The sequence below is a fragment of the Larkinella terrae genome (assembly GCF_009668025.1).
Taxonomy (GTDB): Bacteria; Bacteroidota; Bacteroidia; order Cytophagales; family Spirosomataceae; genus Larkinella; species Larkinella terrae.
The window spans coordinates 69,962-84,773 of record NZ_WJXZ01000005.1; the positions used below are offsets into that span (position 1 = coordinate 69,962).

At 51.6% G+C, this 14,812-nt stretch carries 10 protein-coding genes; 6 read left to right on the plus strand and 4 right to left on the minus strand.

Going from position 1 to position 14,812, the window contains the following annotated elements; all coding sequences use genetic code 11:
- Positions 1 to 289 precede the first annotated feature (289 nt).
- Positions 290 to 2,935: an ATP-dependent chaperone ClpB gene (gene clpB / locus GJJ30_RS09980; RefSeq protein ID WP_154175004.1), complete on the plus strand. Its 2,646-nt coding sequence runs from the start codon at positions 290 to 292 to the stop codon at positions 2,933 to 2,935.
- Between the two features lie 566 nt (positions 2,936 to 3,501).
- Here the strand turns inward: clpB and tnpA are convergent.
- Positions 3,502 to 3,966, minus strand: a complete 465-nt coding sequence (gene tnpA, locus GJJ30_RS09985) for an IS200/IS605 family transposase (RefSeq protein WP_154175005.1) — start codon at positions 3,964 to 3,966, stop codon at positions 3,502 to 3,504.
- 427 nt (positions 3,967 to 4,393) lie between these two features.
- Between tnpA and GJJ30_RS09990 the strand changes: the two genes are divergently transcribed.
- Complete coding sequence (locus GJJ30_RS09990) at positions 4,394 to 5,044, plus strand: response regulator (RefSeq protein WP_154175006.1); 651 nt, start codon at positions 4,394 to 4,396, stop codon at positions 5,042 to 5,044.
- 17 nt (positions 5,045 to 5,061) lie between these two features.
- Here the strand turns inward: GJJ30_RS09990 and GJJ30_RS09995 are convergent, their stop codons facing one another.
- Positions 5,062 to 7,131 carry a tetratricopeptide repeat-containing sensor histidine kinase gene (locus GJJ30_RS09995; protein WP_154175007.1) on the minus strand — a complete coding sequence of 690 codons (2,070 nt, stop codon included), beginning with the start codon at positions 7,129 to 7,131 and terminating at the stop codon, positions 5,062 to 5,064.
- 221 nt (positions 7,132 to 7,352) lie between these two features.
- Here GJJ30_RS09995 and GJJ30_RS10000 point away from each other — a divergent pair, with 221 nt between their 5' ends.
- Genes GJJ30_RS10000 through GJJ30_RS10015 form a run of 4 tightly spaced genes read left to right on the plus strand, consistent with a single transcriptional unit; the run spans position 7,353 to position 12,483 of the window.
- Positions 7,353 to 9,056, plus strand: coding sequence for a trypsin-like peptidase domain-containing protein (locus GJJ30_RS10000; protein ID WP_154175008.1), 1,704 nt, complete (start codon positions 7,353 to 7,355; stop codon positions 9,054 to 9,056).
- Positions 9,057 to 9,104: 48 nt separating this feature from the next.
- The gene (locus tag GJJ30_RS10005) at positions 9,105 to 10,049 is read left to right on the plus strand and encodes a Stp1/IreP family PP2C-type Ser/Thr phosphatase (RefSeq protein ID WP_154175009.1); all 945 of its coding nucleotides are present in this window, start codon (positions 9,105 to 9,107) and stop codon (positions 10,047 to 10,049) included.
- A gap of 13 nt (positions 10,050 to 10,062) precedes the next feature.
- Entirely contained in the window at positions 10,063 to 11,805 is a 1,743-nt protein-coding gene (locus GJJ30_RS10010; RefSeq protein ID WP_205880551.1) for a serine/threonine protein kinase, read from the plus strand.
- Between the two features lie 45 nt (positions 11,806 to 11,850).
- Positions 11,851 to 12,483 carry an outer membrane beta-barrel protein gene (locus tag GJJ30_RS10015; protein ID WP_154175011.1) on the plus strand — a complete coding sequence of 211 codons (633 nt, stop codon included), beginning with the start codon at positions 11,851 to 11,853 and terminating at the stop codon, positions 12,481 to 12,483.
- Positions 12,484 to 12,578: 95 nt separating this feature from the next.
- Here GJJ30_RS10015 and GJJ30_RS10020 read toward each other — a convergent pair whose 3' ends face one another.
- On the minus strand, positions 12,579 to 13,691 hold the full coding sequence (locus tag GJJ30_RS10020) for an SDR family NAD(P)-dependent oxidoreductase (protein ID WP_154175012.1): 1,113 nt from the start codon (positions 13,689 to 13,691) through the stop codon (positions 12,579 to 12,581).
- A 70-nt stretch (positions 13,692 to 13,761) separates the two neighbouring features.
- Positions 13,762 to 14,736 (minus strand): alpha/beta fold hydrolase, encoded by a 975-nt coding sequence (locus GJJ30_RS10025; RefSeq protein WP_154175013.1) that lies wholly within the window; start codon positions 14,734 to 14,736, stop codon positions 13,762 to 13,764.
- Positions 14,737 to 14,812: the final 76 nt, after the last annotated feature.

The window sequence follows — 14,812 nt, forward strand, 5'->3', positions numbered from 1 at the left end:
TATCGGCGCCTTTATTCCATTTTGACAGGCTACCGCCGGATGATTCATACCTTCCTGAATTTCAGATTTTTAAATAGCCATCTGTCTGAATTGGTTCCTTTTCTACCGACTGGGAGTTTTAGAGAGACACGTCAAAATGGCAACATTTGCGGCTAAAACCGTTAAAAAGCCGTCAAAATGTCCGGAAAAACCGACTGGTCTATCATTTGTTAGTAATGTATCATCAACTAAAACGGATGCCGTGCGAATGTTGTTAAAACGTGTGTCCGGTATCGTTTAACCCACAACCATGAACTTAAATACGTACACGATCAAAGCGCAGGAGGTCATCCAGCAGGCGGCCCAGATTGCGCAGGGAAATCAGCAGCAATCGGTGGAAACCGGTCACGTGCTGAAAGCAATTGTCGATGAAGACCCCAACACGATGGGTTTTCTGTCAAAAAAAACCGGTATCAATTCGAGCCGTCTGACGCTGGCGCTTGACGCGATTGTCAATGGCTATCCCAAAGTATCGGTCGGTGCGCAGGGAACACCCAATATTTATCTCGGTAACGACCTGAATACGGCGTTACAGCGGGCCACCGGTTTTCTCAAAGAGTTTGGCGATGAGTACGTGAGTATCGAGCTGATTCTGTTGGGATTAGCCAGCGGCAAAGATTCGGTAGCGACCTTGTTGAAAGACGTCGGATTTACCGAAAAAGTACTGAAAGAAGCGATTAAAGAATTACGCGGAAAAAATAATCCTGTGAAAGATCAGAATGCCGAAGCGAAATACCGGTCACTGGAGCGGTATAGCAAGAACCTGAATGAACTGGCCGAAAAAGGGAAAATTGACCCTGTTATCGGTCGCGATGAAGAAATTCGCCGGGTACTCCAGATCCTGAGTCGGCGGACCAAAAATAATCCGATGCTGATCGGTGAACCGGGCGTCGGAAAAACCGCCATCGTCGAGGGGCTGGCCCAGCGGATTGTGCAGGGCGACGTTCCCGAAAACCTCAAGTCGAAAATCATCGTTTCGCTCGACATGGGTTTGCTGGTGGCGGGTGCCAAATACAAGGGCGAATTTGAAGAACGGCTGAAAGCAGTTATCAAGGAAGTGACCGATTCGGAAGGCGAAATCGTGCTGTTCATTGACGAAATTCACACGCTGATCGGTGCAGGGGCTGGAGGTGGCGATGGCGCGATGGATGCCGCTAACCTGCTGAAACCAGCGCTGGCACGGGGCGAATTACACGCCATTGGTGCCACGACGCTGAAGGAATACCAAAAGTATATCGAAAAAGACAAGGCACTCGAACGGCGGTTTCAGTCGGTTCTGGTCGACGAGCCCGATGTGAAGGATGCCATTTCGATTCTGCGTGGGATCAAGGAAAAATACGAACTGCACCACGGTGTTCGGATCAAGGATGATGCGGTAATTGCCGCCGTCGAACTGTCCAATCGCTACATTTCCGACCGGTTTTTGCCCGACAAAGCCATCGACCTAATGGACGAAGCGGCCGCCAAAATGCGGCTCGAAATTGACTCTGTACCGGAAGAACTCGATGAGCTGAACCGCCGGATTATGCAGTTGGAGATTGAACGCGAAGCCATTCGCCGGGAGTCGGATCGGGACAAGGAAAGCCTGCTGAACCGGCAAATCGAAGACCTGAACGAGTCGCGGAACAGCCTGAAAGCGCGTTGGGAAGTGGAGAAACAATCGGTGAACGAAGTCCGCACGCTGAAAGAGCAACTCGATCAGTTGAAATCGGAGGCCGAACAGGCCGAGCGTTCCGGCGATTACGGCAAAGTGGCCGAAATCCGCTACGGTCGTTTGCCCGAGATGCAAAGTCGTCTGGATGAGTTGGTTAAGAAAGAAGGCGACGGTCAGAATCTGTTGCAGGAAGAAGTTACGTCCGACGATATTGCCGAGGTCGTTGCCAAATGGACGGGCATTCCGGTGAGCCGCATGATGGAATCGGAGCGCGAGAAATTGCTGCACCTGGAAGACGAACTGGGAAAACGCGTGGCGGGTCAGGAAGAAGCCATTCAGGCGGTTTCGGATGCCGTGCGTCGGAGTCGGGCCGGAATGCAGGACCCCAAACGTCCGCTCGGATCGTTCATTTTTCTGGGAACCACCGGCGTGGGTAAAACCGAACTGGCGAAGGCGCTGGCAGACTACCTGTTCAACGATGAAAACTCGCTGGTGCGGATCGACATGTCGGAGTTTCAGGAGCGTCACGCCGTCAGTCGGCTGATTGGAGCTCCTCCGGGTTACGTCGGTTACGACGAAGGTGGTCAATTGACCGAAGCTGTTCGCCGGAAACCGTACAGCGTGATTTTGCTCGATGAAATTGAAAAAGCTCACCCCGATGTGTTCAATATCCTGTTGCAGGTGCTGGACGACGGTCGGCTGACCGACAGCAAAGGCCGGGTCGCCAATTTCAAGAACACGATCATCATTATGACCTCGAACATTGGTAGCCACATCATTCGGGAACGGTTGTCGAAAATCGAAGACTGGAACCACGATCAGGTGATTGAAGATACCAAAGAAGAAGTATTTGAACTGCTGAAGCAGACGTTGCGCCCCGAGTTTCTGAACCGGATCGACGAACTGGTGATGTTCCAGCCGTTGACCAAACGTGAGATTCGCAAGATTGTCAATCTTCAGTTTAAAAATATTCAGGAGCGGCTGGCCGAACAGGGAATGGTGATCGAAGCCGATCAGGAAGTGCTTGACAAGATTGCCGAAGAAGGATTCGACCCGCAGTTTGGGGCTCGCCCGCTGAAGCGCGTCATGCAGCGTCGCATCCTGAACGCCCTGTCGAAGGAAATTCTGGCTGGTCGGATTCAGAAGAACGCCATTGTCGGTATGATGCTGAACGAAACCGAAGACGGCAAGGAAGACATTATCTTCTATAACCTGGATAAGGTTGTTCCGGAATTGGACTGAAAATTGGAATAAGTTTTGGCAACGCCCGGCCGATGAAGCCGGGCGTTTTTTGTTGTGAAAGCAGAAGCAGTTTTATGGCTAGAAACAATTTCGTGACAAATTGAGAAGCGGAATTAACCGCCAGTCGCGTTAGCGACCCAATGTTTGTAGCAATAATTATTAGCCATTAAGTCACATAAGTCGCGTAGCGACGAAACTCATTTTGTTACTACGACAAATTGCGGGCTGGTTCGGTCGCTACGCGACCACCGTTGTCCAGGCCAGCTTTTGGTTGCTACAAACATTTCGTCGCTAGCGCGACGGGCTTGGATAGTTTAATGTTTTTTCGACGGTGATCTTTCCCTTAGTCGCGTTAGCGACGGGATGCTTGTAGCAAGAGTCTTAATCTTCCGTCACATCGTCGCGTAGCGACGAAATGAATTGATTGTTATTTGCGGCGGGTTGGTTCGGTCGCTGCGCGATCACCGGGATTTATGGCAATAGTTCGTTTCCTACAAACCTGTCGTCGCTAACGCGACGTTTCTGGCGCCTTGCTAAAATGTATATTTTAAAACTTGACATCTTCATTAATCTTCCAACGGTTTAAAAATGTACCGATCGTCGTAAGGCACATTGTACCTTTGCAAAAAGGTGGCGTACTCTTCCAGAAACGTTCTTTTCCGATGATGATCCTCCTGATTTTTAATGTATTTTACGACATTATCAATTTGAGATTGGCCATACGAAAATGCGCCGTAACCCGATTGCCATTCAAAACGGCCCTGTACCAGCCGATTGTCGTTAATCCATCTGGACGAATCACCTTTCAGGTCTTGCAGCAAGTCTGATACCGCCTGTTTTGGATTGAGTCCCAAAAAAATATGCACATGGTCGGGCATTCCGTTAATGGCAAGTAGTTTATGCTCCTGATTTTGCGCAATGCCCGTCATATAGCGAAATAGATCTTCTTTCCATTCCAGACGAATCGAGCCATAACGGTGTTTGACGGCAAAAACGGTTTGAAGGTAGATTTGGGTGTATGTATTTGGCATGGAATATTGATTTAGCAAGCAAATGTAGATTTTTATTGCAATATGTAAGTAGATCACTTAACGTAGGGGCAATTAGGAGAGGTCATTGCCTGCCGGTCGCGTTAGCGACCTGATGTTTGTAGCAGAATTCTGACTCACCGGATTCTCGTCGCGTAGCGACGAAACAAATCGTCTTTGATAACCGAATGGCGGGCTGGTTCGGTCGCTACACGACCACCGTTGTCCTGGCCAGCTTTTGGTTGCTGCAAACATTTCGTCGCTAGCGCGACGGTTTTCTGGCTGATAAGGCATCCTTGAATTACTTGAGGTGCTCATTAATCTTCCAACGGTTTAAAAATATATCGCTCATTGTCAGGCACGTTAAACTTTTTCCTGAATCCTCTTTATCTTTGAAATACCCGCGAGACTCACCTAGACTCTGTACCTTATGACCCCAATACGTGTACTGCTTACCGATGATCATGAAATAATTTTAGACAGCCTAGCGATGTTGTTGGGCCGGATTGAAGGCGTCGAAGTGATTGGAACACTGAACGATAGCCGGGATGTGGTCGACTATCTGCGGGACAACGAGGCTGATATTCTCCTGTCGGACATGAACATGCCAAACCTCGACGGCATTAATTTGACTTTGAAAGTCCGGCAACATTTCCCGCACATTAAAGTCCTGATGCTGACGGTTTCGGAAGATGCCGACAGCATTCGCGAAGCGTTTCGGGCCGGTATTTCGGGGTACGTGATGAAAAAAGCCGGGAAGGCCGAACTGGAAAAGGCGATCAAAACCGTGGCCCGGGGCGAAAAATACTTTTCCGAATCGGTCATGACGCAATTGGTCGCGCTACCCGTACCGGTGGCTCGGGCCGTGGACGAAGCACCTGCCCCCCTGGCGCCCCTGACCGACCGCGAGCTGGAAATCATCGGACTCGTGGCGCAGGAATTATCGACAAACGCCATCGCCGAAAAACTCTTCATCAGTCCGGGCACGGTCGAAACGCACCGGCACAACATTCTCCGCAAACTGGGCGTCAAAAACTCAATCGGAATTATCAAATACGCCGTCCGGCACGGTTTGTTATAAGGTTGTCATTCAATGGTTTAGCCTGCCAATGGAATCTGAACATCGACGCAGGTACCGCCCGGTTCGGGGGTCGAAATAAAGAAGGTGCCGCCCAGACGTTCGAGTCGCGACTGAATGTTGCGCATCCCTACACCGTCCGAAAATTTGCTTCCATCGATTCCCAGGCCATCATCCTGAATGGTCAGTTTCAAAAAACCGTTCTGCCGGTGCAGGGCAATTCCGGCGCTGCGGGCTTTGGCGTGTTTCAAGATGTTATTGACCAGTTCGAGCGAAATGGCGTAAAGTTCATAAGCGGTTTTTCCACGAACGTCTGCGCCCGAATCGTCCACTTCCAGCATAAACCGGGTGCGGTTTTGCACATTCAGCGTATCGGTCAGCTTAATCAATGCCGCCTGAAGGCCCTGTTTTTCAAGGATTTCGGGCATTAGGTTGTGCGAAATGGTCCGGATGTCGTCATACACTTCGCCCATGTGATCCAGTAGGCGGTTGTGTTCGCGCTGCTGATCGCCGTCAAACTGCGAGGTGTCCATCGCTTCGAGCCGCCATTTCAGGGCCGACACTTTTGCCGCTACGCTGTCGTGCAATTCGCTGGCCACCCGCTTTCGTTCCATTGTCTGCCCCCGGTACAAAGCCGCTTCGATTTCGGCATTTTTCCGGGAAAGCTCTTCGTTTTTCGTCCGAAGTCGCCGGTTGCTCCAGAACACATAACCGAGCGTTCCACCACTCAATACCAGCAAGGCAATCAGGAAGTTACGGGATTGTTCCAACTGCTCGTTTTCCAGTGACGCAATGCGGTTTTTCTGTTGCGCTTGTTGTAAGCGGGTAACCTGCTGTTTTTTCTCAAAATCGTACGTCATGCTGGCCATCGTCACTTTCTGGATGGCTTCTTCATTGAGCATCGTATCGGCCTCTGCCTTGTACCATTTATAATAATACAGCGCTTTGGCGGGTTGGTTCAGATGATCGTAAGCCGTGGCCAGTTGACGCAGGTAGGCCGTGCGTTCGGGCCGCATTTCCTGAACATCTTTGGTCCAGGCCAGGCCCGCCTGAGCGTACGGAATCACCCGGCTGTACTGCTTCAGTCCGAGGTAAATCTCCCCAAAATTATGCTGAGCATTGTGTTCCATGGCTTCCTGCGATTTTTCAACGGTTTTTCGGTAGGTATCCTGTGCTAACTGCGAGTAAGTCAGCGCTTTTTGAAAGTCTTTCAATTCAGTATATAGCCGGCCAACCGAACCGTACGCCCGGGCCAGGCTACTGGGTTGATACGGTTTTTCGTATGCTTTGACTAACTCAAGGTAAATGGCCAGGGCCGCCGGATATTGCTTCTTTTTCTCAAGAATCTCGGCTTTCCGACTCATCAGAAAGTGCTTGACCATCTGGTCATTCAGTTGATTCGCAATCTTTTCGCCCTCGGCAAAACACGCCAGCGCGTCGTCATAGCGGTTTAGTTTCAAGTAAGCCGCCCCCAGATTCGGGAGCGTTGCCCGCAGGCTTTTCAGATCGTTCATGCGTTCCTGAATCCGTCGGGCTTTGAGCCAGAGATTGATTGCTTCAACGTACTGACCTTTACCCATTTGCATGATTGCCAGTTCGTTATAAGCCTGCGCTTCCCAGCGCCGGTCGTGGGCTTCCCGAAATTTCGCCAGGGCTTTCTGCAACAGCGTCCGGGCTTCCGGCAGTTTGGCCATGATGTTCGAATACAGCTGTGCCCGACGAAGAAAAACCTGCCCCTGCAACGACAGATCGTGAATGGCAATGGCTTCGGTTTGGGCCGTATCCAGTTGAGCATGAGCCGATTTAGTGTCGGAAAGGTAATCGGCTTCGATGCGGGCCAGCGCCAGCCGCGCGCGAATGACGCCGGTTGGATAGTTGGCTTGTTTCCCGACCCGCATCCCCTGCCGCAGCGTCTGAATGGCGAGCGAATCGTACCCGTTCCACCAGAAATTGGTTGCCAGCTCGTGTAAGGTCAGAACGCGGGAACTGTCGGGTGGAAGCTGTTTCAGCCGGTTTTGCAGCGAATCGATTACCGGGGTTTGGGCAACGGACACCGTCCCGAACAGAAGCAGAATCAGAAGGGTACGCATTGGTTGAGTGGGAATTATGTAACCGAAAGTACGGACATAAAACCTTTAAGTACAATGGTTTCTCGTAAAATACAGGTTTTCCTATAGACGCAAAATATAGGTTTCCCGGACCTGAAAATCAGGGCTTTTCCTGATTTACTGCCGCTCGCCGATTCCCCAACTTTGTATCGTTCAAACAGCACACATTTCCAACTCGAAAATACCATTAACTACGCTCAGTCATGTCAACGCAAATCGATCGTTTCGTCATTCGTCATGTAACCGGCACCAAAGCCAATCAGGTCGAAGAATTCGACTACAAGAAGTATTCTGAACTTTCATTCGGACGCGGAGTCGCCAACGACCTCCGTTTCGACCCCGAACTCGACTCGACGGTTTCCCGCGAGCACGGCAAAATTGTGAAAGTAGAAGGCGAAGTTCCATCTTTTAAAGTCGTGGATAATAACTCCCGCAACGGAATTTTCGTCAACAAAACCCGCATCACGGCTTCGGCGGTTTTGCAACCGGGCGACGAAATTCAACTGGGCCAGGGCGGACCGGTTTTTCAATTTGACCTGAATCCCCGCCCCATCGAACTGATGCAGAGCACCCGGTTTGTTGAAATGCCGGGTTCGTTCAAATCGACCAGTGAGATCAAAATGCCGATTCCTGCACCGGGTTCCGAAGTGGATGATTTGAATAACATTCCGGTCAAAGTCGGCCTGGGCAAACAAACCGTGGAGCGCATGATGGTCACCGAGCGCAAAAAAAGTACGCGTTCCATTATGCTGGTTGCTGCGGTTATTCTGGTGATTCTGTCGACGATCGGCTATGCGTTCAAGGATAAAATCGGCACGACGACGACCGTTGTGGTGAACCGGACGCCGATTATTCACAATGCGATGAAACCCGAAACCGGACTGTCGGCCGAACAGATTGCGTCGGCCAACACCAGCAAAGTCGTTTTCATCGAATTTGGTTACAAACTGATTTACACGCCGACCGGCGACGATATTTACCACCAGTATTTGCCGGTGAAGCAATGGGACGGCAGCATTAAAAACGTTCCGATGTACATTGAAGTGGAACCGGGCGTGGTCGAACCCCTGCTCGGATTGAAAAAGGATGTGGCTGTGGGCCAGCCGATTGCGATGCACGGTGCCAGCGGTTCGGGTTTTGTAGTGTCGGAGCAGGGTCATATTCTGACGAACCGGCACGTAGCCGCAGCCTGGAATTCTTACTACGATTTTCCGGCGGATGCGTTCCCGGGAATCCTGCTGGTGCAGGGAGTGAAAGGCTGGGATGTGAGCCCGCAACCGGTGCAGGAATTCCGTTGGGTACCTTCTGAAACGAAATTTTTCGGTAAAAAACCGATGTCGGGAAAAGTGATTGAGGGCGTCAATACCTACCTCGATGTGACCTTCAACAAAAATGAACAACGTTTTCCGGCTACGGGCAAGCCCATTATTTCGCCGAAACACGACGTCGCGATGATTAAAATCGATCTGGTCGAACCGCTGACACCGGTGAAGCTGCGGGATGCCGGAAAAGACATTGCTTCCGGCCAGGCGGTTACGGTTATGGGTTACCCCGGTATTTCGCCGGACGTATTTGTGGGTGAAAACTCATCCGACTTCGCCAACCGCAATCCGCAGTTCGTCAAGGTGCCGGATGTAACCGTCACGCCCGGCAACGTCGGGAAGGTTATCAAAGGCCAGAGCACCGGGAAAGCGGCCAGCTACTACAGCGAGTTTGGCGACTACTACCAGCTGACGGTCAACGCCACGGGGGCAGGCAACAGCGGGGGACCGGTTTTCGACAAGGAAGGCAACGTGATCGGGATTTTCACCGCCAGCAACAGCACCCGCGATGCCACCCGCGTCACCTTTGCCGTACCAATTTCCTACGGTCTCGAATTGATGGGCCGTCGCCAGGTAGTAGACTAATCGTTCAACCGAAAAGATGCTTTGAAAACCAGAAAGCGAGCATACACCATGAGAAATTTTTTGAAGCATCTTTTCGGGAAAAACGTAAAACCGGTGTTGGCGGAGCCGACGAAAGAAGAAGTTACAACCGCCCTCGCTGCCGAACCTGAACCGACATCACCACCCACCGGAGATCTGAACGCAATCGTAGTGTCGGACATCGGCAACGTTCGTAAAAACAACGAAGATACCGGTTTATTTGTCCGATTGGCAGACGAAGGCATTCGGCGGTTCAAAGGGTATCTGCTGCTCGTCGCCGATGGAATGGGCGGGCACCTGGCTGGTGAAATTGCGAGCCAGATGGCGGCCGAAATCGTCAGCCGGGAGTATTTTCAGCACCGCGACACCATCGAAAAGAGCCTGATGCGGGCCTTTCAGCTGGCCAACCGGCAGATTTACGACGAGTCGCACCAACACGAAACCTTCCGCGGCATGGGCACTACCTGCACCGCCGTCGTGGTTCACAACGAACAGATTGTTTTTGCGCACGTGGGCGACAGCCGGGCCTATCTCTTCAAAAACGGCCAGATTATTCAGTTGACCGAGGACCACACCTACGTGCAGGAGCTGATCAAAAAGGGCGAAATCGATGAAGCTGCGGCCGCCCATCACCCCGAACGAAATGTGCTGACGCAGGCCATGGGCACCAAACCCGATCTGCGCGTGGACATTGGCCGGTGCATTTTACCCTTCGATCCCGGCGACCGCCTTCTGCTCTGTTCCGACGGTTTGTACGAATACTGTCGACCGGATGACCTGATTCGGCTGCTCCGGCAGGAAAGTTTACCCAACGTAGCCGCCGAATTGGTTCAGATGGCGAAAAACCGGGGTGGTCACGACAACATCACGGTTGTGCTGGCCGAGCGAACCACCACCAGCATTCAGCCGCCACCCCGCGAAACCCGCGAAATTGAAGTGCCCATTACGCTTGATTACGAACTTCCTCATGAATAACCAGACACTCACCATGAAAGGCCGACTGATCCAACATTACCGCATTGAAACCTTACTGGGTGAAGGTGGAATGGGGACGGTTTATCAGGCAACCGATATGCTGCTTCAGCGGTTGGTGGCGGTCAAAATGCTGCATTCGCACCTGGTTTCGCAGACGACCTTCATGGAACGGTTTCGGAACGAAGCTTTGATTCTGGCGCGACTCAATCACCCAAATATCGCCGTTGTCTACAATTTTCTGCAGGAAGGCTCTGATTATTTCATGGCGATGGAATACGTCGAAGGCGACAGCCTGGAACCGCTGATTCGGAAAGCCGGGGCGATGTCGCCCGCCATTGCTGCGGAGATTGTCAGACAGGGACTTGAAGGCATGGCGCATGCCCACCGCAAGGGAATTCTGCACCGCGACATCAAACCGGCCAATCTGATGCTGACGCCCGAAGGCACCGTCAAGCTGATGGATTTCGGAATTGCCCGCGTCAAAGGCGAACAGCGATTAACCCAGGCCAACCGGATTGTCGGAACGCTCGAATACATGGCCCCGGAACTGATTGAAGGCCAGGAGCCTTCGCCTGCTTCCGACATTTACGCGATGGGCGTGTTGCTCTATGAACTGCTTTCCGGGAAACTGCCTTTTGCCAGCCGCACGGATTATGAGTTGATGCAGGCCATTGTCCGCGAAAAACCGATCCCGCTTCGGAAACTGCACGGACAGATTCCGAAAGAACTGGAAGCGATTGTTCAGAAAGCGCTGGAGAAAAATCCGGCCAGGCGGTTTGCAGATGCCAAGGAATTTCAGAAAGCCTTACAGCCGTTTTTTGCCACCGCCCCGATCCTTGATCCGGCCCGGATTTTACCCCCGCTGCCTGCGACGGATGTGGTAGAAATTCAGCCCAAACGCAAGATTCCAGCCACCAAAAGAGCTATTTCACTCAACCCGGAGCGGTTTTTAACCTGGCAGGTTCCCACCTGGATTCGTTCCAATTGGGAGCTGTTGCTGGCCGGAGGATTGACTGTCATCGCGGTTATTTTCCTGAGCCTGATGTTGCTAGACCGACCCATTCAGCCCGAACGAAATACGGTAAGTCCGCAACCTGACGCCGGTTTGTCGGAAAAAAAGAAACCGGAAGTGGCGAAAGATTCTACCGTGACGATTGCTTATTCCGAGCCCAAAGTTGAAGAAACCCGCGTTTCGTCGCCAACGCCCGATCCGGTTGAAACCGAAGAGCCCAAAACGAAACAACCGAAGAAACCGCGTTCGGAGAAACCCCGGCCAGCGCAGCCTAAAGCCGTGGAAGAAAAACCGGTTCCGAAAACGAAAGATGAACCGGTTTTGCCCCCAACTACCGAGCCGACACCTGAGCCTGTCAAACGTCCGGTTACGCACAAGTCGGTTGCTATCAGGCGGTTGCCGGTGAAGTTATCCCTGAATGCGGATCTTTCGTCATCAAATGCGCAGGAGGGGCAGACCATTCGGTTCCGGGTCATTGATGCGGTTGTCACAGAAGGCGAAGTGGTCATTCAGGCCGGAGCAACGGCGTTTGGGGAAGTTACCCGAATCAGACAGGCGGGCAACGATTTGTTCCGCAAAAAAGACCTGCTCGAGTTTCGGATTTACGCAGTAGAAGCCGCCAACGGCCAGCGACTGGCGCTGCGGTCGGCCACCATCAGTGAGGAATCCAAAGGAAAACCGGTTGTTTTCCACTCCGGCCAGACATTTGAAGTCCGCACCGGCGACAGCGTTCTTACTTTTTAAAAGACTTACAACCAGATTAATACCGAATATAAACGTACTTTTCCCATGCGACCTTACTCGTTTACCTTGCTTCTACTTCTGGCCGGATTGTTTGTTTCGACGGCTACGTTTTCGCAAACCATTCGCCAAAAATCAACTACCGAGGGGCTAAGCATCGGTTTGCAGGGCCACATGCTGGGCTGGTCGTCGGATTACTTTCAGTTTCTGGACGAAAATTCGGGCAACGGCCTGGGTTTTGGCGGTCGCGTGGGGTTTGGTCTGACACAGCGGTTTGAGGTGTTCGCGCAGTATGACCGGACGAAAATGAATATCAAAAATATTGATGCTGAGTCGTTTACATTTACGAATTTAACCGGCGGAGTCCGCTTTAATTTTTCGGCAACCACCCACGCCCTGCGGCCGTTTGCGGAGGTCGGCTATGTCCATCGGGTGGGCAAAGTCGATCAGGTGATCAACAACAATTCGTACGACAATATTCTGTTCAAAGGCGGGGCGGCCCACATAGGAGCGGGGCTCAACTATTACCTCTCCCTCCCCATTGCCTTGACCGCGAACGGTTCGTTTCAGGTAGGCGGCAAATCGGCAATCGATCTGAACGGCGAACGAACCAGCGACAAAGCCGATGTCAGCACGTTCCGCGTTTCGCTGGGAGTGATTTTGTTCCTCAGCGAGCTATAGTTGAAGGAATGAACAATGAACAATTAATAATTAACAAGAATCTGATAACCAGCCACTTGTTAATTATTAATTGTTCATTGTTAATTCATTTCATTCTACACCGCTTCTTCCACCTCGGACGGGGTTTTAGCAACGGCATCGGCGAAGGTTTCTTTCGCTTTGGCAACCACTTCTTTGGCCGTCGAAACCGCACCTTTGAGATTGTCTAAACCGGTTAATAGGCTTTCTTTTACATCGCCAAACATGTCATCTGCACCGGACTTCAATTTTCTGGCTTTGTAACGATAACGTAACTTATCATATTCACTGCTATTGGTGTAGAGAACCGCCAGTGCCGCTCCGGCGAGGACGACAGCTGCCAGACTGATTCCCCAGGTCCAGGCGGCTGTGTTGTTTTTTTCTTCCGTTTTCGGCTCATCTTTTGGCTCCATGCTTTTGCGCATCCGTTCCGCCAGCGTTTCCTGCGGAGTGATGTACGACACAACTTCGAGCGCTTTATTGGCAAAACTACCCGGCACCACTTTGTGCGCTCCTTTGATAAACGCGTTGTAGGCATCTTTGGCCACCACCGCCGGATCGTCCAGATTCTCAGTTACTTTAGTGTTCGCGGCTCCGGCTTTGTTGAAGAAGTCCGTATCGGTCGCATTGGGCATCAGGGCCGTTACGCTGATATTCGTACCCTTGAGTTCGTTGATCAGCGATTGCGTAAAATTATTGATATATGCCTTCGTGGCTCCATAAACCGCCATCAGGGGCATCGGGGTTACGGAAACAAGTGAGGCCAGATTGAGAATTTTGCCCTCATTGCGTTCCACCATGTCCTTTAAAAAAAGCTTGGTCATCAGCGTGGTTGTCAGCACATTGAGATGAATGAGCGATTTTTCGCGTTCCCAATCGGTTTCGGTCGCAAACTTCCCGTATAAGCCCACCCCGGCATCGTTCACCAGAATATCAACCCGAATATTTTTGTCTTTTACCTGGTTGTAAACGTCCTGCGCGGCATTTTCTTCCGACAAATCCTTGGTAATTACGGTCGTCTCGACGCCATACTCATCCCAGAACTGGGCACCGAGTTCGTTCAGTTTGTCGGTGCTTCGGGCCACGAGCACGAGGTTGTAACCGTCTTTGGCAAACAGTTTCGCCAGTTCCTGGCCGATTCCGCTGGAAGCCCCCGTGATCAGGGCGGTTTTGCTTTCCTGTGTATTCATGATGAATGCGTTGGTTGATTCGTGTAAACCTAACTGCGTAGCTGGTCAGTTGGTTAGAAATAATTCGAGCTTATTGCAAAAAATCTCCCAGGGCTTTGAAAAACCGCTCCGGTTCCTGCATGTGCGGAATATGACCGACGCCCGCCAGCTCCACCAGTTTGCCGTTTCTGAGCAGTCGGGCGGTTTGTTTTCCTAATTCGGGATAGTTGCCGTGCTGCGCCTGTAACTCGTTGGAAAGCAGATTTTTGCCGACCACCGTTCGGTCTGCCTGTCCGATAATGAGCAGGGTAGGCGTGGTCAGCCGGGAAAATTCGTAACAAACCGGCTGTTCATAAATCATCAGGTAAGTGACGGCGTTGGCCCAGGCAATGGCGTTGAAATCGGGCGATTTCAGGTCGCTGGCCTGCACGCGAACCAGATCGTCGTATTCCGGTTTCCAGACAGGATAATAGCTTTTCTGGTATTGCCGGTAGGATTCAGGCGTGGCGGATTGCTCTTTCCGGTATTGCTGCTCGATGGTCTGGTACGGCACGAATGTCTTGTAATCTTCCAGGCCGATGGGATTTTCCAGCACCAGTTTTTCCACCTTTTCGGGATACATCAGCGCAAACCGGGTTCCCAGCATACCGCCCATCGAGTGTGCCAGAACCGTTACGTTCGGAATCCCCAGCGTATCGAGCAGGAGTTTGGTGCTGGCCGCCAGCCGGTGAAAACTGTAATGAATGTCGGGATGCGACGATTTTCCCCAGCCAATCTGATCGGGAACGATGGCGCGGTAGCCACGTTGGGTCAGCCACTGGATCACGGTTTTCCAGTAGTAGCCATTGAAGTTTTTTCCGTGGAGCAGCAACACGGTTTTACCATTTGGCTGAGCTGGTTTTACGTCCATGTACGCCATTCGAACCGGTTTCGATTCAATCGTAAGATTCAGAAAATGAACCGGATGCGGATAGTCTACGCCCGCAAACTGCGCAGAAGCGGTTGGACTGGTCAGGCAGAGCCAGAATGTCCCAGCAATCAGAAGTTGAACGAGGTTGCGAAGCATGAGCCGGAGTGTTTTTCTTTTTCACATAGCAACAATCATTTTAAGGGATGGTTTGCGATATCTGTTTAGGTCTCAT

Bases quoted from the DNA above. Each gene is read 5' to 3' on its own strand.
- GJJ30_RS10005 (WP_154175009.1), top strand. From the start codon at position 9,105: ATGAGAAATTTTTTGAAGCATCTTTTCGGGAAAAACGTAAAACCGGTG.
- GJJ30_RS09995 (WP_154175007.1), bottom strand. From the start codon at position 7,131: ATGCGTACCCTTCTGATTCTGCTTCTGTTCGGGACGGTGTCCGTTGCC.
- GJJ30_RS10010 (WP_205880551.1), top strand. From the start codon at position 10,063: ATGAAAGGCCGACTGATCCAACATTACCGCATTGAAACCTTACTGGGT.
- GJJ30_RS10000 (WP_154175008.1), top strand. From the start codon at position 7,353: ATGTCAACGCAAATCGATCGTTTCGTCATTCGTCATGTAACCGGCACC.
- GJJ30_RS09990 (WP_154175006.1), top strand. From the start codon at position 4,394: ATGACCCCAATACGTGTACTGCTTACCGATGATCATGAAATAATTTTA.
- clpB (WP_154175004.1), top strand. From the start codon at position 290: ATGAACTTAAATACGTACACGATCAAAGCGCAGGAGGTCATCCAGCAG.
- tnpA (WP_154175005.1), bottom strand. From the start codon at position 3,966: ATGCCAAATACATACACCCAAATCTACCTTCAAACCGTTTTTGCCGTC.
- GJJ30_RS10020 (WP_154175012.1), bottom strand. From the start codon at position 13,691: ATGAATACACAGGAAAGCAAAACCGCCCTGATCACGGGGGCTTCCAGC.
- GJJ30_RS10025 (WP_154175013.1), bottom strand. From the start codon at position 14,736: ATGCTTCGCAACCTCGTTCAACTTCTGATTGCTGGGACATTCTGGCTC.
- GJJ30_RS10015 (WP_154175011.1), top strand. From the start codon at position 11,851: ATGCGACCTTACTCGTTTACCTTGCTTCTACTTCTGGCCGGATTGTTT.